This is a genomic window from Erythrobacter sp. A6_0 (assembly GCF_017744235.1).
GTDB lineage: Bacteria > Pseudomonadota > Alphaproteobacteria > Sphingomonadales > Sphingomonadaceae > Qipengyuania.
The window spans coordinates 282225-308812 of record NZ_JAGHQR010000001.1; the positions used below are offsets into that span (position 1 = coordinate 282225).

Annotated in this window: 24 protein-coding genes; 16 read left to right on the forward strand and 8 right to left on the reverse strand. The window is 64.3% G+C overall.

Translation table 11 applies throughout. The annotated features are described in order from the left end of the window. Window positions 1-24 precede the first annotated feature (24 nt). A complete protein-coding gene (locus tag J7347_RS01510) occupies window positions 25-612 on the reverse strand; it encodes a NifU family protein (protein WP_067680783.1) in 588 nt (195 codons plus the stop codon). A 132-nt stretch (window positions 613-744) separates the two neighbouring features. On the opposite strand from J7347_RS01510, the gene J7347_RS01515 reads away from it, so the two are divergent. The 7 genes from J7347_RS01515 (at window position 745) to trxB (ending at window position 10204) form a co-directional block, all read left to right on the forward strand. Then, window positions 745-3699 (forward strand): M16 family metallopeptidase, encoded by a 2955-nt coding sequence (locus J7347_RS01515; protein ID WP_209160579.1) that lies wholly within the window; start codon window positions 745-747, stop codon window positions 3697-3699. Between the two features lie 106 nt (window positions 3700-3805). After that, window positions 3806-5176 carry a 3-deoxy-7-phosphoheptulonate synthase class II gene (locus tag J7347_RS01520; RefSeq protein ID WP_067680778.1) on the forward strand — a complete coding sequence of 457 codons (1371 nt, stop codon included), beginning with the start codon at window positions 3806-3808 and terminating at the stop codon, window positions 5174-5176. A 120-nt stretch (window positions 5177-5296) separates the two neighbouring features. After that, complete coding sequence (gene egtB, locus J7347_RS01525; RefSeq protein WP_209160580.1) at window positions 5297-6580, forward strand: ergothioneine biosynthesis protein EgtB; 1284 nt, start codon at window positions 5297-5299, stop codon at window positions 6578-6580. Next, on the forward strand, window positions 6580-7578 hold the full coding sequence (egtD, locus tag J7347_RS01530) for an L-histidine N(alpha)-methyltransferase (protein ID WP_067680774.1): 999 nt from the start codon (window positions 6580-6582) through the stop codon (window positions 7576-7578). Before egtB ends, egtD begins: the two co-directional genes overlap by 1 nt. Before the next feature lie 75 nt (window positions 7579-7653). Then, entirely contained in the window at window positions 7654-8322 is a 669-nt protein-coding gene (locus tag J7347_RS01535; RefSeq protein WP_209160581.1) for a TIGR02281 family clan AA aspartic protease, read from the forward strand. Window positions 8323-8368: 46 nt separating this feature from the next. Continuing rightward, window positions 8369-9151: a tyrosine-protein phosphatase gene (locus J7347_RS01540; RefSeq protein ID WP_209160582.1), complete on the forward strand. Its 783-nt coding sequence runs from the start codon at window positions 8369-8371 to the stop codon at window positions 9149-9151. A 66-nt stretch (window positions 9152-9217) separates the two neighbouring features. Then, complete coding sequence (trxB, locus tag J7347_RS01545; protein ID WP_209160583.1) at window positions 9218-10204, forward strand: thioredoxin-disulfide reductase; 987 nt, start codon at window positions 9218-9220, stop codon at window positions 10202-10204. A gap of 2 nt (window positions 10205-10206) precedes the next feature. Here the strand turns inward: trxB and J7347_RS01550 are convergent, their stop codons facing one another. Both J7347_RS01550 and J7347_RS01555 read right to left on the reverse strand, forming a co-directional pair. After that, window positions 10207-10650 carry an MAPEG family protein gene (locus J7347_RS01550; RefSeq protein WP_209160584.1) on the reverse strand — a complete coding sequence of 148 codons (444 nt, stop codon included), beginning with the start codon at window positions 10648-10650 and terminating at the stop codon, window positions 10207-10209. A gap of 48 nt (window positions 10651-10698) precedes the next feature. Beyond that, window positions 10699-11682, reverse strand: coding sequence for a threonine/serine dehydratase (locus J7347_RS01555; protein WP_209160585.1), 984 nt, complete (start codon window positions 11680-11682; stop codon window positions 10699-10701). Between the two features lie 61 nt (window positions 11683-11743). Here J7347_RS01555 and J7347_RS01560 point away from each other — a divergent pair, with 61 nt between their 5' ends. The 5 genes from J7347_RS01560 to J7347_RS01580 all read left to right on the forward strand — a co-directional run bounded on the left by J7347_RS01560 (window position 11744) and on the right by J7347_RS01580 (window position 16926). Then, window positions 11744-12955 carry a saccharopine dehydrogenase family protein gene (locus J7347_RS01560; RefSeq protein WP_209160586.1) on the forward strand — a complete coding sequence of 404 codons (1212 nt, stop codon included), beginning with the start codon at window positions 11744-11746 and terminating at the stop codon, window positions 12953-12955. Between the two features lie 3 nt (window positions 12956-12958). Beyond that, a complete protein-coding gene (locus tag J7347_RS01565) occupies window positions 12959-13699 on the forward strand; it encodes a class I SAM-dependent methyltransferase (RefSeq protein WP_209160587.1) in 741 nt (246 codons plus the stop codon). After that, window positions 13699-14871, forward strand: a complete 1173-nt coding sequence (locus J7347_RS01570; protein WP_067680746.1) for a carboxynorspermidine decarboxylase — start codon at window positions 13699-13701, stop codon at window positions 14869-14871. Before J7347_RS01565 ends, J7347_RS01570 begins: the two co-directional genes overlap by 1 nt. Before the next feature lie 156 nt (window positions 14872-15027). Next, complete coding sequence (locus tag J7347_RS01575; protein ID WP_209160588.1) at window positions 15028-16230, forward strand: type III PLP-dependent enzyme; 1203 nt, start codon at window positions 15028-15030, stop codon at window positions 16228-16230. Between the two features lie 93 nt (window positions 16231-16323). Further along, a complete protein-coding gene (locus J7347_RS01580; RefSeq protein WP_209160589.1) occupies window positions 16324-16926 on the forward strand; it encodes an SOS response-associated peptidase family protein in 603 nt (200 codons plus the stop codon). A gap of 3 nt (window positions 16927-16929) precedes the next feature. Here J7347_RS01580 and J7347_RS01585 read toward each other — a convergent pair whose 3' ends face one another. The 5 genes from J7347_RS01585 to murI form a co-directional block, all read right to left on the reverse strand. Further along, a complete protein-coding gene (locus J7347_RS01585; RefSeq protein WP_209160590.1) occupies window positions 16930-17700 on the reverse strand; it encodes a hypothetical protein in 771 nt (256 codons plus the stop codon). Between the two features lie 6 nt (window positions 17701-17706). After that, complete coding sequence (locus J7347_RS01590; protein ID WP_209160591.1) at window positions 17707-18405, reverse strand: nitroreductase; 699 nt, start codon at window positions 18403-18405, stop codon at window positions 17707-17709. Window positions 18406-18464: 59 nt separating this feature from the next. Then, window positions 18465-19685, reverse strand: a complete 1221-nt coding sequence (locus J7347_RS01595; protein ID WP_209160592.1) for a cell wall hydrolase — start codon at window positions 19683-19685, stop codon at window positions 18465-18467. Between the two features lie 37 nt (window positions 19686-19722). Next, the gene (gene hemA, locus J7347_RS01600; RefSeq protein ID WP_067680724.1) at window positions 19723-20943 is read right to left on the reverse strand and encodes a 5-aminolevulinate synthase; all 1221 of its coding nucleotides are present in this window, start codon (window positions 20941-20943) and stop codon (window positions 19723-19725) included. Window positions 20944-21070: 127 nt separating this feature from the next. Then, a complete protein-coding gene (murI, locus tag J7347_RS01605) occupies window positions 21071-21874 on the reverse strand; it encodes a glutamate racemase (protein WP_245173757.1) in 804 nt (267 codons plus the stop codon). A 120-nt stretch (window positions 21875-21994) separates the two neighbouring features. Here murI and plsY point away from each other — a divergent pair, with 120 nt between their 5' ends. From plsY to J7347_RS01625, 4 genes are all read left to right on the forward strand, one after another. Continuing rightward, complete coding sequence (gene plsY / locus J7347_RS01610; RefSeq protein ID WP_209160593.1) at window positions 21995-22579, forward strand: glycerol-3-phosphate 1-O-acyltransferase PlsY; 585 nt, start codon at window positions 21995-21997, stop codon at window positions 22577-22579. Next, on the forward strand, window positions 22576-23664 hold the full coding sequence (gene dprA / locus J7347_RS01615; RefSeq protein ID WP_067680715.1) for a DNA-processing protein DprA: 1089 nt from the start codon (window positions 22576-22578) through the stop codon (window positions 23662-23664). The genes plsY and dprA overlap by 4 nt, the downstream gene beginning before the upstream one ends. Window positions 23665-23789: 125 nt before the next feature. After that, a complete protein-coding gene (gene topA, locus J7347_RS01620; protein WP_209160594.1) occupies window positions 23790-26399 on the forward strand; it encodes a type I DNA topoisomerase in 2610 nt (869 codons plus the stop codon). Then, entirely contained in the window at window positions 26399-26581 is a 183-nt protein-coding gene (locus tag J7347_RS01625; protein ID WP_067680709.1) for a hypothetical protein, read from the forward strand. The genes topA and J7347_RS01625 overlap by 1 nt, the downstream gene beginning before the upstream one ends. Window positions 26582-26588 lie beyond the last annotated feature (7 nt).

Here is a 26588-nt window from a genome sequence, read left to right on the forward strand (position 1 = left end):
CCTCGTAACTGGAGGATGGTGCGCTCAGGCGGCGCGAACTTCTTCGACCTCGGGAACGTAGTGCTTCAAGAGCCCCTCGATCCCGTGCTTGAGCGTCGCTGTGGAAGACGGGCAGCCGGCACAGGCGCCCTGCATGGTCAGATAGACGATCCCGTCCTTGAATCCGCGATAGCGAATGTCTCCGCCATCGCCGGCGACCGCAGGGCGGACACGGGTTTCGAGAAGTTCGTTGATCTGGGCCACGATGTCGGCATTAACGGGATCGTCCTCGACCAGCATCGCCTCCTCTTCGGGAGGGACCGAGAAGCCCCCGGCCGTGCCGGGCGCTGCCACGAACAACGGCGCTTCGCTGACGAAATGGTCGAGCAGGATCGACAGGACCATCGGCTTCAGGTCCGTCCAGTCGACGCCGGGTGCGGCGGTGACGGTGATAAAATCGCTGCCGAAAAACACGTTCACCACGTCGCCGGTATCGAAGATTGCCTGGGCCAGCGGGCTCGCTTCGGCGGCTTCGGGATCGGAGAATTCGCGCGTGCCGTTATCCATCACCGGGCGACCGGGAAGGAATTTGAGGCTGGCGGGATTGGGCGTGGTTTCGGTCTCTATGAACATGGCTGTCGAGATAGGCAGGAGGCGGAGCGCCTACAAGGCGGAGCTGGCTGGCAAGGGACAATTCGCGCGCGCTCTATCGGAATTATCGGGCATTCACTCGCGCTTCAGCGCCGCAATCCCTATAGAGGCAACATGACATTCATCGCGCGCGCATTCCGGCGCCTCGCCTTTCTCGCCCCTCTTTCCGCTCTCGCCGTTCCGCATGCGGCGGCGCAGCCATCCGCCGTGGCAACTGCGCCTGCGAGCGGTGCGGTCGCGCTTCACGATCCGATTGCGCTTCAGACCGGAGACGAGACGCCGTGGATCTACGAGGGCAGCGATGTGCCGCGCGATCCCGAATGGCTGTTCGGCAAGATGAAGAACGGCCTGCGCTACGCGGTGCGCCGCAACGGCGTGCCGCCCGATCAGGTCTCGATTCGCGTTCGTATCGATGCCGGTTCGCTTCATGAAAGCGACAAGGAGCGGGGCTATGCCCATCTGCTCGAACACATGCTGTTCCGCGAAAGCAAATATCTGGGGCCGGCCCAGGCGATCCCGACATGGCAGCGGCTTGGCGCGACCTTCGGCAGCGATACCAATGCCGAAACCACGCCGACCCACACCGTCTACAAGCTCGACCTCCCCAATATCGATGCGGCGAAGCTCGACGAGAGCATGAAACTGCTGTCGGGCATGGTGCGCGCGCCTGTCCTGAGCGATGCGAATGTGCGCGCCGAAGTGCCGATCGTGCTCGCCGAAATGCGGGAGCGGGGCGGCGCAGCGCAGCGCAGCGGCGATGCGACGCGCAAGACACTGTTCGCCGGACAACGCCTTGCCACGCGCAGCCCGATCGGAACGCTGGAAACCTTGAGCGCGGCGCGCGGTCGCAGCGTGTCTAACTTCTACAAGCGCTGGTATCGGCCCGAGAACACCGTGATTGTGGCGGTGGGCGACATGGATCCGCAGATCCTCGCCGCCGAAATCGAGAAGTGGTTCGGCGAATGGAAGGGCAGCGGCAAGGCCGTGGCTGCTCCCGATTTCGGCGATCCGGTCGCGCCCGTAGGAGCCGATCCGGCCAATCCGGTGGGCGAGACCTCGGTAACGGTCGAATCCGATCTGCCGCGGTCCTTCACGTATGCGGTCCTGCGGCCCTGGCGTCCGGTGCAGGACACGATTGCCTATAATCAGGGCCTGCTGCGCGATTCGCTGGCGCAACAGCTCATCAATCGGCGGCTCGAAGCGCGAGCACGAGGCGGAGGCAGCTATCTTTACGCCCAGGTTCAGCAGGACGATGTCAGCCGTTCGACAGATGCGACCTTCGTCAGTTTCGCGCCGATCGGTGAGGATTGGCGCGGCGCGCTGACCGATGTACGCGCGGTCATCGCCGATGCCCTCGCCACCCCGCCGAGCGAGGAAGAGCTGGCGCGCGAAATCGCCGAATTCGAGCAGGTCTTCGTCAGCTCGGTGGAAGAACGTGCCGTGCTCGCCGGTGGCAGACTTGCCGACGATATCGTTCAGGCCGTCGACATTCGCGAAGCGGTCGCCGCGCCCGAAACCGTGCTGACGGTGTTCCGCGGCATGAAGGATACGATTACGCCCGAACAGATCCTCGATCACACTCGCGCCTTGTTCGATGGCGCAGTGATCCGCGCTTCCTATACCACGCCCGCCTCCGGCGAAGCGGACGCCGCCGCGTTGCGCGCCGCGCTGTCCGCGCCGGTTGAGCCGGATGCGAGCGCCCGCGTCACGACAAGCGAGATATCCTTCGCGGATCAGCCCGCCATCGGCGAGCCGGGCGAGGTCGCTTCCGCGCAGCCGATCGGCGTGCTCGATATCGAGCGGGTCGACTTCGCGAACGGGGTCAAGACGATCCTGTGGTCGAACGACGCGGAACCGGGCCGCGTGGCGGTAAAGGTTCGCTTCGGCGGCGGATATCGTGCCGTGGGGCCGGAAGATGCGGTCTATGCCAGGCTCGGCCAGATGGCGCTTGTCGGTTCGGGTGTCGGCGAACTCGGCCAGGACGAACTCGATCGCATCTCGACGGGCCGCAAGATGGGCTTCGATTTCGGTATCGACGAGGGCGGCTTCACCTTCTTCGCGCAGACCCGTGCGGAGGATCTTGCGGATCAGCTTTACCTGTTTGCCGCGAAGCTGGCGATGCCGCGCTGGGATCCGAACCCGGTCCTGCGCGCCAAGGCGGCGGCGCGGCTGGCTTACGAAAGCTATGCGACCAGCCCGGCAGGCGTTCTGGGTCGCGATCTCGACAGTCTGATCCGCGATGGCGATCCGCGCTATGCGACGCCCGATCTGGCGGCTTTGGAAGCGGCGACGCCGGAAGGCTTCCGCGCGTTCTGGGAGCCTATCCTTGCGCAGGGTCCGATCGAAGTGCTGGTCTTCGGCGATTTCGAACGCGACGCGGCGGTCGAGGCTTTGGCGAAGAGCTTCGGCGCGCTGGAACCGCGCAGTGCGCTGTCGCCGGACGTCACTGCGCGCATTCCCGGTTTTCCCGAAGCGGGCGAGACCGAAGTGCTGTATCATCGCGGCGATGCCAATCAGGCGGCGGCGGTGATCGCCTGGCCGAGCGGGGGCGGCGTGACGGACCTGCGGGAATCGCGCCAGCTCGAAATCCTCGTCCAAGTGTTCAACAACCGCCTGCTCGATGCGATGCGCGAGCGTGCCGGTGCCAGTTATGCGCCAAATGTGCGCAGCGAATGGCCGAATGACATCGACGGGGGCGGACGGATCAGCGCGCTCGCTCAGTTGCAGCCCAAGGACGTGCCGATCTTCTTCGAAGAGGCAGACCGGATCGCGCGCGATCTTTCGACGGCTCCGCCGAGCGCGGACGAACTCGAGCGCGTTACCGAGCCGCTGCGTCAGTATATCTCGCGCGCTTCGACCGGAAATCTGTTCTGGCTGTTCCAATTGGAAGGCGGCACGCAGGATCCAAGGCGGATCGCGCTGCTTCGATCGCTCCTAAACGATTTTTCGCGCACCACCCCCCAGGCGATGCAGGCGCTGGCGCAGAAATATTTCGGTGGGCGCGAAGGCTGGCGGTTGGCGGTGATCCCCGAGGGACAGGCGCTCGCCTCGCGTCCGAAGGGCCGATAACCGATCACGGCAATCGGGCTTTTGGGCTGGCCAAGCAAAACCTGTTTGCGCCACGGGGTGCACTGGTCTTGCGTAATAGGCCAAACCTGATGTGAGGGACGATACGATGACAGAGGCGTGGAGCCCCGATAGCTGGAAGCAGGCCGAAGCGCGGCATCTGCCCGTGTACGAGGATGCCGCCGCGCTGGCAGCAGCGGAAGAGGCGCTGGCCTCGCACCCGCCGCTCGTGTTCGCCGGAGAAGCGCGCGCGCTCAAGGCGGACTTGGCCGAGGTCGCGGCAGGGCGGGCGTTCCTGTTGCAGGGCGGAGATTGCGCCGAAAGCTTCGCCGAATTCCACCCCAACAATATCCGCGATACCTTCCGCGTGCTGTTGCAGATGGCGGTCGTCCTGACCTTTGCCAGCAAGCGCCCGGTGGTGAAGGTCGGCCGGATGGCGGGCCAGTTCGCCAAGCCGCGCAGCGCGCAGACCGAAACGCAGGACGGCATTACGCTGGCCAGCTATTTCGGTGACAATATCAACGGCATCGAATTCGACGCAGCCAGTCGCGCGCCCGATCCCCAGCGCATGGTGCGCGCCTGTTCGCAGGCCGCCGCCACGTTGAATCTGCTGCGCGCTTTCGCAGGCGGGGGCTACGCCAATCTGCGGCAGGTCCACCAGTGGACGCTCGATTTCATGGGCCGCAGCCCGTGGGCGGACAAGTTCAAGGACGTGGCCGACCGCATCGGCGAAGCGCTCGACTTCATGGAAGCGTGTGGGATCGACCCCGAAACCATGCCGCAATTGCAGCGCACCAGCTTCTACACCAGCCACGAGGCGCTGCTGCTCCCTTACGAGCAGGCACTGACGCGGCGCGACAGCCTGACCGGCGACTGGTACGATACCAGCGCGCATATGGTCTGGATCGGCGATCGCACGCGCTTCGACGGTAGCGCTCATATCGAATTTGCCCGCGGGATCGGTAATCCGCTCGGCATGAAATGCGGGCCGAGCCTTGAGCCCGATGCGATGCTCCGCCTGCTCGACACACTGAACCCCAATCGCGAGGCGGGGCGGATCACTTTGATCGCGCGCTTCGGGCACGAGAAGGTCGAAGCGGGCCTTCCCCCGCTGGTGCGTGCCGCCAAGCGGGAAGGGCACCCGGTGGTGTGGAGCTGCGATCCGATGCACGGCAATGTCGTCAAGTCGGAAAGCGGCTACAAGACCCGGCCTTTCGACCGCATTTTGCGCGAAGCGAGGGATTTCTTCGCGGTCCACCGCGCGGAAGGGACGCATCCTGGCGGCATCCATGTCGAGATGACCGGTCAGGACGTGACCGAATGCGTCGGCGGCGCGGTCGCCATCACCGACGATGCGCTGGGCGATCGCTATCACACCCATTGCGATCCGCGCCTGAATGCGGCGCAATCGCTCGAACTCGCCTTCCTGCTTGCAGAGATGTTGAACGAGGAGGAGGCGGAGCGCCGCGCCGCCGCTTAATCTAGGTTAAGGTTTGCGAAGAAAATCCGTGCTTTCCCTTTCGCGTTCGGGTTCCGTTCGCCATGTAGGTGGCGGCCTGTGCGAATCCTGCGGGCGCAGATATGCGAAGGGGGCACGAGCATGGCCCATATCCAGACCCGTTCCCAACCGGATAACCGGGGCGCCCATGCGCCTGATAGCGCGCCTGAACTGGGCAGCGCTTTCGCCAGCACACGCGCGCTGAGCGAGGCTTTGGTCGAGCCGCTGAGCGATGCGGACGCGACGATCCAGTCGATGGAAGATGCCTCGCCCGCCAAATGGCATCTGGCGCACACGACCTGGTTCTGGGAAACCTTTCTGCTGCGCGAACATGGGCCCGGCTACACTCTGTTCGACGAACGCTGGCCCTTCATCCACAACAGCTATTACGAGGCCGAAGGCGAGCGGATCGCGCGCTTTTCCCGCGGAATGCTTTCGCGCCCGACGCTGGACGAGATCCTCGCCTATCGCGCGCATGTCACGCAGGCGATGGACGTTCTGCTGGAAAACCCCGAGCACGAGCCGCTGATCCGCCTCGGCATCGCGCACGAACAGCAGCACCAGGAATTGCTGCTGACCGATATCAAGCACGCCCTGTTCCAGAACCCGCTGGGCCCGGCGATGTGGCCGAGCGATGGTGCAGGGCCGGAAACGGGTGCATCCGATCTGGGCTGGCACAGCCATCCCGGCGGAATCGCCAAGATCGGCCATCAGACGGGCGGATTTGCCTTCGACAATGAAGGCCCGGTCCACCGCGTTCTGCTCGAACCCTTCGCTCTGGCCGATCGGCTCGTAACGAACGGCGAATGGGCGGATTTCATCGCCGATGGCGGATACGAGACCGCCGCGCTCTGGCTGTCGGACGGGTGGGGCTGGGTCAACGAAAACGGCGTTCGCGCGCCGTCATATTGGAAAGGGGATCGCCACTTCACCCATTCCGGCTGGCAAGAGCGCGACCCGAACGCGCCTGTCACGCATATCAGCTATTACGAAGCCGATGCCTATGCGAGCTGGGCGGGCCATCGCCTGCCGACCGAGTTCGAATGGGAAGCGGTTGCGCGTGGTCAGGAAGGCGAAACGGCCTCGCACGATCCAGCAGGTGGCAATCAGCTGGATTGCGCCGCGCCGCCGCTTCCCGTTGGCGGCACCAATCTGTTCGGCGATTGCTGGCAATTCACGCGATCGGGCTATCTGCCCTATCCACGTTTCCAGCCTGCCGAAGGCGCGGTGGGCGAATATAACGGCAAGTTCATGAGCGGTCAGTTCGTCCTCAAGGGGGCGAGCTGCGCGACCGCGCGGGGGCATTCGCGCAGTTCCTACCGCAATTTCTTCTACCCGCATCAACGCTGGCAATTCACCGGCCTAAGGCTCGCAAAGGATATCTGATGGCAAGCGAAGGGGGCATCGCGCTCGTCGATCTGGACGAACAGGGAGTCGACCGGGCTTTCCGCGCGGACGTGCTGGACGGGCTGGGCTACGACCAGAAGGCGATACCCGCCCGCTGGCTCTACGACGAAGCCGGCTCGCAATTGTTCGAGGATATCACCCAAATCCCCGAATATTACCCGACCCGCGCCGAAACCGAGATCCTGACCCGGCGCGGCGCGGAATTCGCCGAAGCGATCGGCAAGGATCGGGCTGTGGTGGAATTCGGATCGGGCAGCTCGGTCAAGACGCCGCTACTGCTCAACGCGATCAACCCGGCGGCTTACGTCCCGCTCGATATCTCGGGCGATTTCCTGCGCCAGGCGGCGGACGATCTCTCGGCCAAGTTTCCGGGTCTGCCGGTGTATCCGATAGAAGCCGATTTCATGCGCGAGGTCGATCTTCCGCGCGCGGTGCATAGCCTGCCCAAGCTCGGCTTTTTCCCCGGATCGACCATCGGCAACATGGTCCCGCGCACTGCGGTCGATCTGCTGCGCTCGATGCGGGCGACCTTGCAGGCCGATCACGGGGTTCAGCCCATGCTGCTGATCGGGATGGATCTGGTGAAGGATCCGGATGTGCTCGAAGCCGCCTACGACGATGCGGGCGGCGTGACGGCGGAATTCAACTACAATCTTGCGCGCCGGATCAATCGCGAACTCGGCGGGACGATCCCGCTCGACGCCATGCGCCACGAAGCGCGCTGGAACGACCGGATGGCGCGGGTCGAGATGCACCTTGTCGCCACCCGCGACATCGCGTTCGAAGTTTCCGGCAGGTCGTTTCAGATGGCCGAGGGCGAGAGCATCCACACCGAGAACAGCCACAAATTCACCCGGCGCAGCTCGCATCTCCTGTTGCAGGCGGCAGGCTGGTCGCCGCGCAAGCGCTGGCGCGACAGCAAGAAGCGCTTCTCGCTGATCCTCGCCGAGGCGACCGAGCCGCGCAACGCGCCCTGATCGCGCCGTTATTACGCCGTGATCACGGGGGCTTCGTTCAGAGTTTCGGCAGGCATTATGGGCTAGGAATTGGACATGGATTTTTCCGCCGCTTTCGATGCCCTTGCCGAGATCGTGCGCGCCATCCCGCGTTTCGAGCTGCTGATGATCGCGCTCGCCGCGATGGTCGGCGGGTGGATCGGGTCGATGCTGGTGCGTAATCGCGTGCCGGGCGGGCGCCTCGTCCGCACTGCGTCGACTTTCGCTCTCGTCGGAGTGCTGGTGACGGTCGTCCTGCAGCTTTCCCGCATGGATCCGCGCCTCGACATCGCCGTGCCCGAACTCGGCCTGCCCCAACAGGTGGTCGCGGGAGGGGAGACGCGCGTGCCGCTTTCGCCCGACGGACATTTCTGGCTGGAAGCCGAATTGAACGGCGTGCCCGCAAACTTCCTCGTCGACACCGGCGCGACGGTGACCGCCGTGTCGCAGGACGTCGCGGCCGCTGCGGGGCTGGAGGCGCGCCGGGGCGGCATTCCGGTGCGGATCACCACTGCCAACGGCCCGATCAACGCCTCCATCTCCAGCGCCGAATCCCTAAGCTTCGGCAATGTCGAGGCTCGCGGGATCGACGTGGTGATCGCGCCCAATCTGGGCCGCACCAATGTGCTGGGAATGAACGTTTTGTCGCGCCTTTCCAGTTGGCGGGTGGAGGACAACACGCTGATCCTGGTTCCGGACGAAGAGGATCGCGGCGAGGGCGAATAGGCGCGCTGCGCTTGTCCGCGCGGCTTCGACCTGCCACGCGCTACCCATGCAGAATCCCGATCCCTTTCTCATCACCGAAGGCATCCACAATTTCCGCGATTTCGGCGGCTGGCTCGGAGCAGACGGCAGACAGGTCCGCACCGGCCTGCTCTACCGTTCCGGTCAGCATGTCGAGGCGAGCGACGCCGATCTCGCCGCCATCGATGCGCTCGACATCCGCACCGTGATCGATTTGCGGGGGGAGGGCGAACGCGCGCGCAATCCCTGCCGTCGGGTCGAGGGGTGGGACGGCGACGTCCTGTTCTACGAAGGCGAGACCAGTTCCAGCCCGCCGCATATGGACATCACGCCCGAGACCACCACTGCCGAATTCGCGCGCGAGCGCATGCTGGCGGTTTATACCCGCATGCCCGTCAATCCGGCGATGCAGACCATGTTTGCTCGGTATCTGCGCGCGCTGGTGGAGCGCGACGGGGCGAGCCTCGTCCACTGTTTCGCTGGCAAGGACCGCACCGGCATCGCGGCGACGCTGGTCCTGCACATTCTCGGCGTTAGCGAGGCGGACCAGCGCGCCGAATTCCTGCGCACCAACGACGCACCGACCATCGATGTTCTGCGCCGCCAGTCCGTACCGGGGATCGAGGCGCGCCTTGGGCGTACGCTGGACGAGGAGGGCATTCGCGCGCTTCTGGAAGTGCATGGCGACTATCTCGACCGCTTCCGTGCGATCGTGACCGAGTCATACGGATCGCTCGACGCCTGGCTCGAAGCCGAGATAGGTGTGGACGATGCATTGCGCGAAGCGCTTCGAGAACGCTACCTGACGTGACAAGCGCGGCCCCGCTTCCCATATAGCGGCCGAGACATTCCGACAGACTTTCGTAAGAGATTTTCCATGGCTACCCATCGCACCAAGCTCCTCATCATCGGTTCCGGCCCGGCGGGTTATTCCGCCGCGATCTATGGCGCGCGGGCTATGATGGAGCCGATCGTGGTCCAGGGCCTCCAGCCCGGTGGACAGCTGACGATCACCACCGATGTCGAGAATTATCCCGGCTTTCGCGACGTGGTGCAGGGCCCCTGGCTGATGGAAGAGATGAAGGCGCAGGCCGAACATGTCGGCACGCGGATGCTGTGGGACACGATCGTCGAGATCGATCTCGAAAACGGCAGCCCTTTTCGCGCAATCGGCGACAGCGGGGACGAATATATCGGCGATGCGCTGGTGATCGCTACGGGCGCGCAGGCGAAATGGCTGGGCGTTCCGGGTGAACAGGAACTGGGCGGCAAGGGCGTGTCGGCCTGCGCGACGTGTGACGGGTTCTTCTATCGCGGCAAGAAAGTGGCGGTGATCGGCGGGGGCAACACCGCTGTCGAGGAAGCGCTTTACCTCACCAATCATTCCGACGACGTGACGCTGATCCACCGCCGCGACGAATTGCGGGCCGAGAAGATCCTGCAGGACCGGCTGCTGAAGCATCCGAAGATCACGGTGATGTGGAACAAGGCGGTCGAGAGCTTCGAAGGCGATCCGCTGGCAGGCGGGCTCACGCATCTGGCCCTGCGCGACACGGTCGATGGGTCGAGCAGCGACCTGAAGGTGGACGGCGCCTTCGTCGCGATCGGCCATGCCCCTGCGACCGAGTTGGTGAAGGGCAAGCTGCCGCTCGACGATGGCGGCTATGTCGTCGTCGAACCCGGCACGCCGCGCACCGAAATCCCCGGCGTGTTCGCCTGCGGAGACGTGATGGACCACACCTATCGCCAGGCCGTCACCGCGGCGGGCACCGGCTGCATGGCGGCCCTCGACGCCGAACGCTTCCTCGCCGGGCTCGAAATCGAGCTCGACGGTCATGTGGAAGAGGTCGAAGCGGCGGAGTAGCGCTAGAGCAGCGTGGGGTCCGCGAACAGCGTCAGCGCCACCGCGCGCCAGGCGAGGCAGATCAGCGCCAGCGTCGAGAGCAGGAACAGCAGGAAACGCACCGAGACGATATTGACGGTTGCCTGCCAGATCGAATGCACGACTCTGATCGCGACATAAATCCAGGCGAACACCGGATCGAGCGCGCCGGGGCCCATGATCGCGATGATGACCACGGCAGCGTAGAAGATCGTCGGCTGTTCCATCAGATGGGCGTAATTATGCGCCTTCCAATTGATCTTGTCCGGAATCACGCCTTCGAGATCCTGCCCACGCCCGCCGGGCTTGGCGTTTTTCAATCCGCCGCCCTTGGACATCGCCGGCAGACGCGTGAACGCCATCCAGAACAGCATGACCAGCGACCAAGCGACCAGCACGGCGGCGGGTGCGAGCATTTGAGCCTGCATTGAATTTCCTCCCTGTTGCGCGCGAAACTAGGGCCACGCGAAGGGCTGTCAATCGCTGGTGAGAGTTTCGGCGAACCGCGCCGGGTCGCAATTGCCGCCGGTGACCATGATCACCGTATCCTCGCTCAGTGGCACTTTCCCCACGAGCGCCGCTGCCAGCGCCGCCGCGCCGCCGGGTTCGACGACAAGATTGAGATTGGAAAAGGCGAACCGCTGCGCTGCGCGGATTTCGGCATCGGTCACCGTCACGCCCGGTTCCGCGCGATCCTTCAGGACCGCGAGATTGATCGGTTTGGTCGCATCGGGCTGGAGCGCGTCGCAGATGGTGGAGGGCGGACTGTCGCCCACGCGCACGATCTCGCCTGCTTCCAGTGCTTGTCCGACCATGTCCCAGCCTTCAGGCTCGACGATATGGATCGCGCTGTCGGGGCAGGCGAGCGACAGCCCCGCCGCAAGGCCGCCGCCGCCGCAACATACGAGGATGCGGTCGGGCATCCGACTGAGCTGCGACGCGATCTCTATGCCCGCGCTGCCTTGGCCTTCGATCACCCACGGATCCCCGAAAGCATGGACCAGCGTCGCGCCGCTCTTCTCGACCAGTCGGGCTGCAACCTCGTCACGGTCCTCGCCGGGGCGCTCGTACAACACGATCTCGGCGCCCAGAGCGCGCGTCGCGTCCAGTTTCACCTGGGGCGCGTTGCGTGGCATCACGATTGTGGCCTTGATCCCCAACCGCCGCGCCGCCCAGGCGACGCCCTGCGCATGATTGCCGCTCGACACCGCGACCACGCCACGCGCTCGTTCTTCGCTGGAAAGATTGGCGAGCCGCCACCACCCGCCGCGGATCTTGAAAGCGCCGATCGGTTGCAGGCTCTCCGCCTTAACATGGCAGCGAATGCCGCCGATTTCGATGGGAAGCAGAGGCGTCGGCGGAAGAATTTCGGCGATCGAGCGTGCGGCGGCCAGCACGCCGACACGGGTCGGCATCTGCTCGGAAACGGGGGCGACGGGCAAATCTTCGCTTTGGATCATTTGGCGCACCTAGCGCATTTCGCTAGGGAGCCGGCAAGATTCGAATACGGAGAAGCGCAAAATGTCGAAAGTCCTGGTAATCGGCGCGGGCGGCGTCAGCAGCGTGTGCGTCCACAAGATGGCGATGAACGCGAGCATCTTTTCGGACATCCACCTTGCAAGCCGCACGAAATCGAAATGCGACAGCATTGCAAAGAGCGTGAAAGAGCGCACCGGCGTCGATGTCGCGACCTATGAGATCGACGCCGAAGAAGTCCCGGCGATGGTCAATCTGATCCGCAAGATCGAACCCAGCCTCGTCGTCAATCTGGCGCTTCCTTATCAGGACCTGCCGATCATGGATGCTTGCCTCGAGGCGGGCGTCGATTATCTCGATACGGCGAATTACGAGCCCAAGGACGAGGCCAAGTTCGAATATCACTGGCAGTGGGCCTATCACGACCGTTTCAAGGAAGCGGGGCTGATGGCCTTGCTCGGGTCGGGCTTTGATCCGGGGGTCACCAGCGTCTTCACCATGTGGCTCAAGAAGCATAAGCTGAAGAGCATCCGCCAGCTCGACATTCTGGACTGCAATGGCGGCGATCACGGCCAGGCCTTCGCCACCAATTTCAATCCCGAGATCAATATCCGCGAAGTGACCGCGCCTGCCCGCCACTGGGAAAACGGCGAATTCGTCGAGACGCCCGCCATGGCTAAGAAGGTCGAGTTCGACTTCGAGGCGGTCGGCAAGAAGAACATGTACATGATGTATCACGAGGAGCTTGAAAGCCTCGCCAAGTTCAATCCGGAATTGGAGCGCGCGCGCTTCTGGATGACGTTCGGCGATGAATATATCAAGCATCTGACCGTGCTGCAGAATGTCGGCATGACGCGGATCGATCCGGTCAAGTATCAGGGCAAGGAGATCATCCCGCTCCAGTTCCTCGCCGCCGTGCTGCCCAAGCCCGAAACGCTGGGCGAGACGACCAAGGGCAATACCAATATCGGCGTCATCGCCACCGGCGAGGCGCTGGACGGTTCGGGCGAGAAGACCTTCTACATCAACAATATCTGCAGCCACGAAAAGGCTTACGAGGAAACCGGCAATCAGGCGGTCAGCTATACCACCGGTGTGCCCGCGATGATCGGCTCGGCCATGATGGTGCAGGGCACATGGGAAGGCGATGGCGTCTTCAACATGGAGCAGATGGACCCCGATCCCTTCATGGACATGCTCAACGATCACGGTCTGCCCTGGCAGGTCAAGGAGCTCGACGGGCCGGTGGATTTCTAATCGGTGGACATTAGCGGTGATTTCACGCGTCGGATTCTTCGATCTATCGGGATAAAGAAAGGCGCAGCCGTTCTCGATTTCGGTTGTGGTGCGGGGGCTGTCACCTTCGAACTGGCAAAGATCGTCGGCTCCGAAGGTTCGGTGACGGGCGTCGATAGCGGCCCCGAATCGATCGAAAATGCGAGAGCTGAGGCCGAGGCGAGGGGCGTTGCAAATGTGAAGTTCCGCCAGATAGATCTTACTGCCTTGCCTGAAGACCTCGGTAGATATGATGCGATGTTCGGGCGGCGAGTGCTGATGTACCTCCCGAATCCGCTGGAAGCGGTGAAAGCGTTATCCGAGCACCTGAAGCCCGGCGGCGTTTTCATCGCACACGAACACGACTTCGCGTTTCGTTATTCCGGCAACCACGATCATCCTGCCTTTGATCGTGGCAGAGACCTTGCTCAAGCCATGCTGGAACATGAAGGAGCGCAGACCCGGCTGGGGCCTAAGCTTTTCGAAATGTTCGACGAGGCGGGTTTGACCCGGCGCAATGCGCGCACCGCAGTGTTAACCCATACTCCCGACAATCCGTATCCGCTTGCGGATATGTTGCGAATGTCGAAATCGCGGATCGACGCAGCATCGCTGTTATCCCGCCAGGAGTACGAAGAATTGCTCGAACGGCTTGAGAAAGAGCAATCAATTGAGGGGATTTATCTCGCCGATCTGATGTTCGGGGTGTGGGGGTACAAAGACTGATGGAAACAAGAGCCGGCGATCCGGGGGCTTTCGCCCAATTCGATCTGAACCGCGTCGACAGCCCCGCTTTCGTCGTCGACGCGGCGAAGCTGCGCGCGAATTGTCAGGTGCTGGCGGATATTCGCGATGCGGCGGATATCAAGATGCTGTCCGCTCTGAAGGCGTTCAGCATGTTCTCCGCCGCGCCGATCGTCGGCGAATATCTCGACGGGGTCTGCACCTCCGGATTGTACGAAGCGCGGCTGGCGTCCGAATTCTACGATGGCGAGATCAGCACCTATTGCGCGGCCTACAAGCCCGAAGACCTCGACGAGGTCATCCGCCTGTCCGATCACGTCATCTTCAATTCGCCGCAGCAGATCGAGCGCGCCACGCTGATCCTCGAAAATGCGCGTGCGGCGGGGCAGGATTTCGATGTCGGCCTGCGTATCAACCCGCAGGTTCCCACCGGGGAGGTGCCGCGCTACGACCCGTCTAGCCCGGGCAGCCGCCTCGGTTTCCCGATCGACCAATTGACGCCCGAAATGATGGAGGGGATCGACGGGATCCATTTCCACAATCTGTGCGAGCAGGATTTCGAGCCGCTGCACCGGACCTGGGACAAGGTGTTCGACGCGATCGAGCCGTGGTTCGGGCAGCTCAAATGGATCAATATGGGCGGCGGCCACCACATTACCCGCGCCGATTACCAGCGCGACGAATTGGTCGAATTCCTGAAGGATGCGAAGGAGGATTCGGGGGCCGAGATCTATCTCGAACCGGGCGAGGCCGTGGCGCTCGATGCCGGTATCCTCGTCGGCACCATTCTCGATAATGGCACGAACGAAGTGCCCTTCGCGATTCTCGACGTGTCGGCCACCTGCCACATGCCCGACGTGATCGAAGCGCCGTACCGCCCCGCGATGCTGGGCGAACAGCCGGGCGAGGCTCCCGTCAGGCTTGGCGGACCGTCCTGCCTCGCAGGCGACGTGATCGGCGATTATTCGCTGCCCGTTCCCAACCAACCGGGCCAGCGGGTCGCCTTCCTCGACCAGGCGCATTATTCGATGGTGAAGACCAACACGTTCAACGGGGTGCCGCTCCCGTCGATCTGGCTATGGGACAGCGAAAGCGACCAGCTCGAACTGGTGCGCGAATTCGGCTACGAGGAATTTCGGAACCGTCTTTCCTGACAGCGTTGAATCCCTGCACTCCTGCGAGTTGCCGCATCGCGGATTTCACTTGCAGTTCATGGCGCAGTCCCTAGAAGCGCCGCTCCGCTGCCCCAAGGGGACTCGAACCGCAAGGCAGCCTTGTCTGAAACCTAACCGTTTTGGGGGTCCCTTGAATTGCAGCATTTTCCTGACGCCCGGTCTGTAGTTCGCGCCTTTTCGCCGGACGAGCCCGTCATTCTCAACCGGCCGCATGCAGCGGCGCGGGCGGCGCGGTTCTTCGTCGAAAAGTTTCCCGGCAAGTCGCTCTATGCGGTGAAGGCGAATCCCTCGCCCGATCTCATTCGCGTATTGTGGGACAATGGCGTGACGCATTACGACGTCGCCTCGATCGCCGAAGTGCGGCTGGTCCGCGGTCTGCTGCCCGATGCGGTGCTGTGCTTCATGCACCCGATCAAGGCCCCCGGTGCAATCCGCGAAGCGTATTTCGTACACGGCGTCCGCACGTTCAGCCTCGATTCCTCCGAAGAGCTGGCGAAGATCGTCGCGGCGACCCGCACGGAAGACGGCACGGCGGCGCGCGACCTGCGCCTCTGCATCCGTCTGCGCGTCTCCAGCGAATATTCCGAATTGAGCCTCGCATCGAAATTCGGCTGCGACCTAACCGAAGCGCCGACCCTGCTGCGCGAGGCGCGGCAATATGCGGACTGGCTGGGCGTGTGCTTCCATGTCGGCAGCCAGGCGATGACGCCCTTCGCGTATGTGCAGGCGCTCGACCGCACGCGCGCCGCGATTGCCGAGGCTTCGGTCGTGATCGACATGATCGATGTCGGCGGCGGGTTTCCGAGCGTCTATCCGGGGCTCGAACCGCCCCCGCTTGAAGACTATTTCGCGTTGATCCACCAGCACTTCTATGCGCTCCCCATCGCCTACAACGCCGAATTGTGGTGCGAGCCCGGTCGTGCGCTGTGTGCGGAATACAGCAGCCTGATCGTGCGCGTCGAAAAACGCCGGGGCGAGGAATTGTACATCAACGACGGTGCCTATGGCGCGCTGTTCGATGCCGCGCATGTGGCGTGGAAATTCCCGGTCCGCGCGCTGGAAGACGATCTCATCAAGCCCGAAATGGACTTCGCCTTCTACGGCCCGACCTGCGACGATGCGGATTACATGCAGGGCCCGTTCCCGCTGCCGTCCGACATCCAGGCGGGCGATTATATCGAGATCGGCATGCTCGGCGCCTATGGCGCGGCGATGAAGACCGATTTCAACGGCTTCGGCGCGACGCGGCACGTGGTGGTCGAGGACGAGCCCATGGCCAGCCTTTACGACGGCAGCCGCACGCGCGTGGCGAGCGATAACGTGGTGAGCTTGCGGTAGAGCGCGCGCAAAAGGCGTGGTGAGCTTGCGGTAGAGCACGCACAAAGGCGTGGTGAGCTTGCGGTAGAGCGCGCCGCGCGGCAGGGTCGGGTCATGTGCAATCTTTATCGCATGACCAGGAATGTCGATGAGGTCGCGCTTTGGTTCGACGCTGTGGACGCTGTCGGCGGCGCGAATTTCGGCAGCGAGGTCTATCCCGGCTATCCGGGGCTTGTCGTCGCCGAGGGACGCGTTCGCACGATGAATTGGGGCTTCCCCCTGAAGATGAAGGGCAAGGCCGGTCAGACGCTGAAACCCCGCCCGGTCAACAACACGCGGGCGGACAAGCTCGACAGCTTCTTCTGGCGCTACAGCTTCGAAGAACGGCGCTGCCTGATCCCGCTCACCGCCTGGGCGGAAGCGGAGGGGCCCAAGGGCGGCAAGACCCGCACATGGTTCGCGCGACCCGATGCGGAGATTATCGCGGTGGCGGGACTCTGGCGATCGAGCGACGAATGGGGCGAGGTATATTCAATGGTCATGACCGACGCCGCCGGACTGGCCGCCGAATGCCATGATCGCATGCCGGTGCTGCTGGCGAAAGAAGACTGGGCGCAGTGGACCGATGCATCGCCCCAAGCGGCGCGGGGACTGTGCGTACCGTGGCGCCGCGAACTGACGATGGACCGAACCGACGAGGCGTGGACCAAGCGGTAAATCTTATCCGTAGGTGCGGCGATGCGCGTCGAGCACCGGTTTGATCCGCCCAAGTGCCGTTCCGATCAGTTCGGGAAATTCCCCGCTGTCCAGCTCAAGCACGGCGTTGTGCGCAGCGGCGATGCGGCGCGTATCGGCCCAATCGATACCCAGCGCGATCGCCCATTCGCGGAATTGGTCGGCCGCCCCGGCCTCGGCATGAAGCGCCTTCTCGAGTGTCGGATGGAAGCCGAGCCGCCGGTTCATCGGCAGCAGGGAAAGCGGCGGGCCCTTGTCGAGATAGACCAGCGTGTCGTCGACATGCAGCGTCCCGCTCGCGCGGTGGAGGGCGAGGACCGACGAGAAATGGACGCTCTCGTCCGAGCACACGAGCGGCACGCCTTCGGGCGTAGAGAAGGCGAAATCGGCTCCGTACCGCTCCGCCAAGGCCGCGTCCTCGCACAGCGTCTCTTGCCAGGGCAGTTCGGGAAACCGTTCGAGATGCCGCGCCGTGCCATAGAGCGCCGCGCCCGGAAACGCCGCGTGCATCCATTCGCAATGGAGCGTGTGAAAGGGATGGAGATTGAGGATCGCTTCGATCGTCGCGCCCTTCGTCAATCCCATGACCTCGCGATGCAGGTCGGGCGGCAGCGTATAGCTGTCGAGGAACACGAAATTGCCGTTGGCGAGCCGCACCAGCGACGCGTGGGTGCCGAAATCGACCACACCGCCGATCTTCATTTCACCGGCAATGCGCCAGAACCCATCCGCCAATTGTTCGATCGTTTCGGCCATCGCGCCTTATCCTTCTTCGAAGCCCACGAAGCGTGCCGCTTCGTCCACGGGTTTGCGTTCGCTGACAACCGCGTTGGCGGGGAAATCCTCGTCCGGCCAGCCCATGGCGACCGCTTTCATGATTACTTGGTCGTCCGGTATGCCTGCATGTTCCCGCACGACCGGGCTTTGCATGATGCCCTGCGAATTGATCACGCAGCCGAGCCCGCGCGACCAGGCCGCGTTGACGAGCGCGGTGGTGACCGCGCCGCAATCGAAGGCGGTGTCGTCGCTGCCGCTCAGCTCGCGGTCGTAGGTCACGATCACGCAGACCGGCGCATCGAACTGGCGAAAGCCGCGCAGCACCCAGTCCTGCCGCGCATCCTTGTCGTCACGCTCGATCCCCATCGCGCCGAACAATTGCTTGGCTACGCCGATCTGCCGCTCGCGATGGACGCCTGCGAAGGGCTCTCCCCGGCGGAACTCCCGGCTGTCGGGCTCGCCCGCAAGGATGCGCTCGGTATTGCCCTTGCGGATCCGGTCGAGCGGTTCGCCGGTGATGACGTGGAAATGCCACGGCTGCGTGTTCATCGAGGTGGGTGAGCGCATGGCGAGCGCCAGGATTTCCTCGATCAGATCGCGCGGCACGGGCTTTTCGAGATAGCCGCGGATCGATCGGCGGGAGGTGACGATGTCGGCGTAGGTCTGGTTCGGGTTTCCGCTCATGGCCGTTCTCTAGCCGCCGCTGGCCGCGCCGCCAAATCCCTTACGGCACCCGCGCGCCATCATGGCCGTGCACGCGGCATGCAACGACCCTGCGATGGAGTGGGGAAAAGCTGACAATCGAAAAAGATCGCTTCTCCATTGCCGGACCGGGCTGGCAGGAAGCTGAAACGCAGATTTCGGCGCGCCCGATCCGACAGCGGGAGCGCATCGGGAATGGCCTCGCTCTCGGTCCAGCCATAGACCTGGCAAAAACCCTCGCCCGGGCACAGCGCGCGGGCGCGTTCGATGAGGGCGGCGGGATCGTCCGAGCGGGCGACCAGCACGAAGTGAACGCGCGGATCGCCGGAGCTGGGGAGCGGCCTGTCCTCGCGGCGTTCGATCACACGGGGGCTATCTTGCGCGCCTGCAGTAATCGTGCGCATCGCCGCGCCGTCCTCGGCGAAACTGCGGGTGGGGAGGGTGGGGCGCTCGACCGCTTCGGCGGTGGCTTCGAGGCCGAGCGGGTCGGGTTCGCTCCCGCGATAGCGCGCGCTCAGCGCCTGGGGCGTGCCCCAGAAGCCGCGCCAGCGATAGAAGATATGCGGGCCTTCGACGGCGACCTTGTCGAGGCGGGGGCTCCACCACGGCCAGACGTAATCGGCGTGGTAGTGGGTCGCATTGCCGACGGGCGCGTGGACATAACCCCCTAGCGCTTCGATGGCGCGGCGGCGGGCGGACTGCATCGCGGCGGCGGGATAGGTCCGCGCGAGCGATCCGTCGCAGGTGAAGCTGAACTGGCACCCGGTCGCGCGCTCCGATCCTTCGAAGACGACGCCGCAGACGGTGTTCGCGAAGGCGGGGTGGCGTACGCGGTTGAGCACCACCTGCATGACGGCGCGCTGGTCCGAATCCCCCTGGCCCGCTTCGGCCAATGCCGCCAGTGCGAGGCACCCGGTCGCGCGTTCGCGGTCGACGCCGTTGCCGGTGAAGGCGAAGGGACGCGCGGTTCCGACACCGCCCGCCGCCAGCGGCACGGACGCATTGCGCGCCCGCGCTTCCTCCGGCCCGAGCCGCGACCAGACCACTGCCGCATCGTCGGCATCGGCGGGCAGGGCGTCGAGCGCAGGCGGAGCGCCGGTTCTTGGGGACGCTGCGATTGGGCGCTCAACTTCAGCGGGCGGTGCGGGCGAACCCGCTCTCCAGATAGCCAGAGCTGCGAACACTGCGATCAGAAGCGCCCCGATCGCATAGAGCGGAGCGTTATCGCGCCAGCGCGAGGCGGAAGAGGACGGTGCTGTCATCGTCTGCCGCCGCCAGGCTTGCGAACGGCGCGGGCTGTCACGCCGCCTGGCGCAGTTCCAGTTCCATGCGGTCCCAGATCTCGACTAGCGCATCGCCCAGTTCGTGCATCATTTCGACCGTATGGGCCGGGCCGGGGGTGAAGCGCAGACGCTCCGTCCCGCGCGGCACGGTGGGGAAATTGATCGGCTGCACGTAGACGCCGTATTCGGCGAGCAGGATGTCGCTGATCTTCTTGGCACGCACCGGATCGCCCACCATCAGCGGGACGATATGGGTGGTCGAATCCATTACCGGCAGGCCGCGTTCGCGCAGGATCGCCTTCAGCATGGCGGCATTGGCCTGCTGCGCATCGCGTTCCTCGCTCGAACTTTTCAGATGCCTCACCGCCGCCAGCACGCCGGCGACCAGCACCGGAGACAGCGAAGTGGTGAAGATGAAGCCCGGCGCATAGCTGCGGATGCAGTCGATCACGCGGGTGTCGGCGGCGATATAGCCGCCCATCACGCCGAACGCCTTGCCCAGCGTGCCTTCGATAATGTCGATGCGGTGCGCCGCTTCGTCCCGTTCCGAAATGCCGCCGCCGCGCGGGCCGTACATGCCGACCGCGTGAACCTCGTCGATATAGGTCAGCGCATTGTATTTTTCGGCAAGGTCGCAGATTTCGTGGATCGGCGCGACGTCGCCATCCATCGAATAGACGCTTTCGAATGCGATCAGCTTGGGCACGTCCGCGTCTTCGGCAGCGAGAAGCTGTTCGAGGTGATCGAGATCGTTGTGGCGGAACACCCGCTTCTCGCAGCCCGAATTGCGGATGCCGGCGATCATGCTGGCATGGTTCAGCTCGTCGGAGAAGATCACGCAGCCCGGCAGCAGCTTGGCGAGCGTGGACAAGGTGGCATCGTTCGAGACGTAGCCGCTGGTGAACAGCAGCGCGCCTTCCTTGCCGTGGAGATCGGCCAGTTCCCGTTCGAGCGCGACGTGCAAATGCGTGTTGCCGCCGATATTGCGCGTGCCGCCCGAACCCGCACCGACATCGTGCAGCGCTTCTTCCATGGCTTCGATCACCTTGGGATGCTGGCCCATGGCGAGGTAATCGTTGGAACACCACACGGTGATCGGCTTGGGGCCGTTATGCCCGTGGAAGCAGCGCGCATTGGGGAACGCGCCCTTGTTGCGCATGATGTCGATGAAGACGCGATAGCGGCCCTCGGAATGGAGCCGATCGATCGCCTGGTCGAAGATGTGTCCGTAATTCACGCGTAACACCGCTATCCACGCCGCCTTTCGAGCGGCCGTCATAGGCTCGCCATCTAATCCTTAAAGCGCGCTTTCGCCACCGCGATCTTTGCGAACGATTCGCAAGGGCCTGCGGGCGCTTGCGCCGCTAGAACTGCACCAGATGCTCGATCCCGTGCCGTGCGAACGCAGGGGCCAGGCGGTCGAAATCATCCGCCGGTCCGGTCGTGACGGCGAAATCCGGCTTTGCGCGCTCGAACGCCTGGCCCTCGACCAGGCTGGCGATCCGCCGCGCGATACCGTCCGCCCCGTGGATGAACCGCACTTCGGGCCCAAACGCCTCGCGCAGCTCGGGCTCGAGCAGGGGGAAATGGGTGCAGGCCAGCACGACCGTGTCGAGATCCTGGCCGTTTTCCTGAAGCACCAGCCCCTTGGCTGCGTCCGCCACCGCATCGACGCTGACCGTGTCGCCGCGCAATTTGGCCTCGCCCAGCGCAACCAGATCGTTTGCGCCGTATCGCAGCAGCGTCTTGCCCTTGGCGAATTCGCGCTCGAGGTCGTCGACATAGCGCTGGCGCACGGTCGCTTCGGTGCCCAGCAGGCCGATCGTGCCGGTTTTCGTCATGGCGGCGGCGGGCTTGATCGCAGGCACGGTGCCTACGATCGGCGTTTCCAGCGCATCGCGCACCATGCCGAGCGCAATCGTGCTGGCGGTGTTGCAGGCGATGCAGATGAGGCGCGGTTGGAAGCGTTCGGCCATGCGGCCCAGCAGGCCGGAGACGCGCGCGGCGATCTCCGCTTCGGTCTTCGCGCCGTAGGGCAGGCCTGCGATATCGGCGGCATAGATCACCGGCGCCTGCGGCATCAGCGCGCGCAGTTCGGCGAGCACGGTCAGTCCGCCGACGCCCGAATCGAACAGCAGGATGGGGGCGGGGCCTGCGCTTTCTTCCAAAACCGTTCGTCCTCTGCTTGCCGAAGGACCGTCCTTCACCGTAGACCCTGCGCTAGACAAAAAAGCGGTCCCCCGACAACCGCCTTCGCGGTCACGAGGTGGGGACGAACGGAGTTCCAGGTGGACAATATTCTCGCCGCGCTGCTCGGCTATCTTATCGGATCGATACCCTTCGGCCTGCTGCTGACGAAAGCTGCCGGGCTCGGCGATGTGCGCCAGCAGGGCAGTGGCAATATCGGCGCCACCAACGTGCTGCGCACCGGCAACAAGAAAGTGGCGGCGGCGACTTTGCTGCTCGATCTGGCGAAGGGATTCGTGCCGGTCGCGCTGGCGGGCGCGATCTGGGGCGAGGTGGCGATGGCGTTCGCCGCCGGTGCGGCGGTGATCGGCCATTGCTATCCCGTCTGGCTCGGCTTCAAGGGGGGCAAGGGCGTGGCGACCAATGCGGGTGTCAGCTTCGGCCTCGCCTGGCCCATCGGGCTGGTCTACGCAGCGGTTTGGCTGGGCGTACTGGCCGCGTTCCGCATCTCCTCGCTCGCCGGACTATGCGCGGTGGTGGCGGCTGCGGCGGCGGCGCCGCTGTTCGGCTATCCGCAATTCTTCCCGGTGCTTGCCGCGATCGCCGTGCTGGTGATCTATCTCCACCGCGCCAATATCGCCCGGCTGTTGAAGGGTGAAGAGCCGAAGGTGGGCGGCAAGACGTGACATTGACCCAGGCCGAGGCGTTTGCGCGCATTCGCCTGCTGCGGTCCCCGCGCATCGGCCCGGTCAGCTACGCTCAATTGCTGGCGCGATACGGCGATGCCGAGACGGCGCTGGAAGCCCTGCCGACGATCGGCAGAAGCGGCGGCGGTTCCTACAGCGCGGTGCCACGCGAAAAGGTGGAGCGCGAGGTCGAGGCGGTGCGCCGGGCGGGCGCGAAATACTTGTTTCACGATCGGCCGGATTACCCCGCTCCGCTGCGCGAAATCGACGGAGCGCCGCCGATCCTGACCTTTCGCGGCGATCTCGCTCTGGCCGCGCGGCCCTGCGTCGCCGTGGTCGGCGCGCGCAATGCCAGTGCGGCGGCGGTGAAGCTGGCGCGCGATTTCTCGCAAGGGTTGGCGGAAGCGGGCTTCACGGTGGTTTCGGGTTTGGCACGCGGGATCGACGGCGCGGCGCATGAAGGCGCGTTTCCACAGACCATCGGCGTGATCGCCAGCGGGATCGATATCGCCTATCCGCCGCAGCATCGGGACTTGCAGGACCGGATCGCGAGCGAAGGTCTGCTGATCGCCGAACAGCCACCCGGCACCGAACCGCGCGGCAGCCATTTCCCCAGCCGCAACCGCATCATCGCCGGGCTCGCCTCGGGGACGCTCGTCGTCGAAGCGGCAGTGAAATCCGGCAGCCTCATCACCGCGCGGCTGGCGGGCGAGGCGGGGCGCGAGGTCATGGCGATCCCCGGCAGCCCGCTGGAGCCGCGCAGCCACGGCTGCAACCATCTGATCCGCGAAGGCGCGGTGCTGGTCAATTCGCCCGAGGATGTCGTGGAACTGCTGAGCGGCTTCGACGGAAGCCCGCGATCGACCTTCCGCGAGCCGGTGGGCACGTTCGATCACGCACCCGAAGAGCTGGCGGAAGCGGAACCGGCTGACATCGCCGCCCTGCTCACGACCGCACCCGTTTCGGTGGACGAGCTGATCCGCCAGTCGGGCGCAGGCGCGGCGGCGGTGCAATTGGCGCTGCTGGAACTGGAAATCGCCGGAAGGCTGGAGCGGCACGCCGCAGGGCGGGTCTCGCTCAGGTAAGCGCCGCGCCATCTTTTCTCGCTGGATAACTATCCCGCTTGACGCCGCTCTCACCCGATCCCCATTTTCGCGCGTATACGCACACGTGCACGTATAGGCACACCTAAGGGACGGCTCTCACATCCATGCAACTCGTCATCGTTGAATCACCGGCGAAAGCCAAAACCATCGAGAAATATCTCGGCAAGGACTTCAAGGTTCTCGCCAGTTACGGCCATGTCCGCGATCTGCCGCCCAAGGATGGCAGCGTGCGACCTGACGAGGATTTCGCGATGGACTGGGAACTCTATCGCGACAAGCAGAGCCGCTTCAAGGAAATCGCGGACGCCGCCAAGAAGGCCGATCGCCTCGTCCTCGCCACCGACCCCGATCGCGAGGGGGAGGCGATCAGCTGGCATGTCCGCGAGCTGCTGAGGAACCGCAAGGCCCTGCCGACCAAGGTCGACCGCGTGACTTTCAACGCGATCACCAAAGGCGCGGTGACAGAGGCGATGAAATCCCCGCGCGAGCTCGACCAGCCCTTGATCGACGCCTATCTGGCGCGCCGCGCGCTCGATTATCTTTACGGCTTCACGCTCTCGCCCGTCCTCTGGCGGCGCCTGCCGGGCGCCAAGAGCGCGGGCCGCGTCCAGTCGGTCGCCCTGCGCCTGGTGTGCGAGCGCGAGCGCGAGATCGAAGCCTTCCGGCCCGACGAATATTGGAGCGTGCTCGCCAAGCTCCAGCATGACGGCACCGCCTTCGATGCCCGGCTGGTCCGGTATGACGGCAAGAAGCTCGAGAAGCTGACGCTCGGCGAAGAGGGCAGCGCGATGGCCGCCAGGAAGGCGGTCGAGGAAGGGCGCTTCACGGTCGAAGAGGTCGAGACCAAGCCGCTGAAGCGCAATCCCGCGCCTCCCTTCACAACATCCACCCTGCAGCAGGAAGCAGCCCGCAAGCTCGGCTTCTCCGCCAGCCACACGATGCGACTGGCCCAGTCGCTCTACGAGGCGGGCGCGATCACCTATATGCGGACCGACGGCGTGCAGATGGACATGAGCGCCATCATGGCTGCGCGCGATGCCATCGTGGAGCGGTTCAGCGACGATTACCGTCCGGAAAAACCGCGTTTTTACAGCACCAAGGCGAAGAATGCTCAGGAAGCGCACGAAGCGATCCGGCCGACCGATTTCCGCAAGGACCGCGCCGGATCGGGCGACGAGGCCAAGCTTTACGACCTGATCTTCAAGCGCGCCATGGCGAGCCAGATGGCGACCGCGCTTTTGGAGCGCACCACCGTGACGCTGCGCGATGCGACCGGCCAGCACGAGCTGCGCGCGACCGGCCAGGTGGTCAAATTCCCCGGATATTTCGCAGTTTATCAAGAAGGTAGGGACGATACCGACGACGACGACGAGGACGAGGGCCTGCTCCCCGTCCTTCGCAAGGGCGATGCGCCGAGCAAGAGCGCGGTCGAGGCGAACCAGCATTTCACCCAGCCGCCGCCGCGCTTTTCCGAAGCCTCGCTGGTGAAACGCCTGGAAGAACTCGGCATCGGACGGCCCTCCACCTATGCCAGCACCATCCAGACCCTGCGCGATCGCGCCTATGTCCGGATGGAGAAAAACCGTTTCTTCGCAGAGGAATCGGGCCGATTGCTGACGGCATTTCTCGAGCGGTTCTTCCCGACCTACGTCGCCTACGAATTCACCGCCGGGATGGAGGACGAGCTCGACGAGGTGAGTGCCGGGAACGAGGCCTGGAAGACATTGCTCGAAGCCTTCTGGAAAGACTTCAAGCCCAAAACCGAAGAGGTGATGGAGAAGAAGCCGTCCGAAGTCACCGAGGTGCTGGACGAATATCTTTCCGACTTCCTCTTCCCCGAACGCGCCGATGGCAAGGATCCGCGCTTCTGCCCGTTATGCGAACAGGAGGGGCGCGATGGCGGGCGCTTGGCGCTTCGCGGCGGGCGCTATGGCGCGTTCGTCGCCTGCGCCAATTATCCCGACTGCAAATACACGCGCCGCTTCGCCCAGCCGGGCGCGGATGGCGAGGATCCTGCCGATGACGGCGTGATGGGCGAGGACCCGGAGACCGGTCTGCCGGTCGAGCGCAAGAGTGGACGCTTCGGGCCGTATGTCCAGCTCGGCGAGGGCAAGGAAGCCAAGCGCGCGAGCATTCCCAAGGATCTCGACGATTTCGATCTCGAATGGGCGATCAAGCTGCTGAACCTGCCGCGCATCGTCGGCCAGCATCCCGAAACCGGCAAAGATATCGAAGCCGCGATAGGGCGTTACGGGCCGTATCTCAGGCACGATGGCAAATACGGCAAGCTGTCGAACACGCGCGAAGTGTTCGAAGTCGGCATGAACCGGGCGGTCGATATCCTCGCCCAGTCGGCCAATCGCGGCGGCGGACGCGCCAAGGCGGAACCGATCAAGACGTTGGGCGAACATCCGACCAGCGGCGGCGAAATGAAGGTGATGCCGGGCCGCTACGGTCCCTATGTCACCGACGGGACGACAAATGCGACGATCCCCAAGGACATGAAGCCCGAGGACGTGACCGAAGCGCAGGCGATCGAACTTATCGACGCGCGAGCGGCCAAGGGCCCGGCGAAAAAGAAGCGCAAGGCTCCGGCGAAGAAGAAGGCTCCGGCGAAGAAAGCCGCTGCGAAGAAGGCTCCGGCGAAGAAAGCCGCCGCCACGAAGCCTGCCGCGAAGAAGAAGGCGGCGCCTAAGAAGACGGAGGCCGAGTGATGGCGAAGGAGTTTTTCGAACGCCACAAACAGCCCTGGAAAGCCGAAGAGGCAGGCCAGCTGCGCATGCTGGCCGGCAAGGGCAAGGGCCTCAAGGAAATCGCCAAGGCAATCGGGCGGAGCGAGGAGTCGACCAAGGATTTCGCGAAGAAGAACAAGATCGAAATTTTGAAGAAGCGGTAAGCAGTTT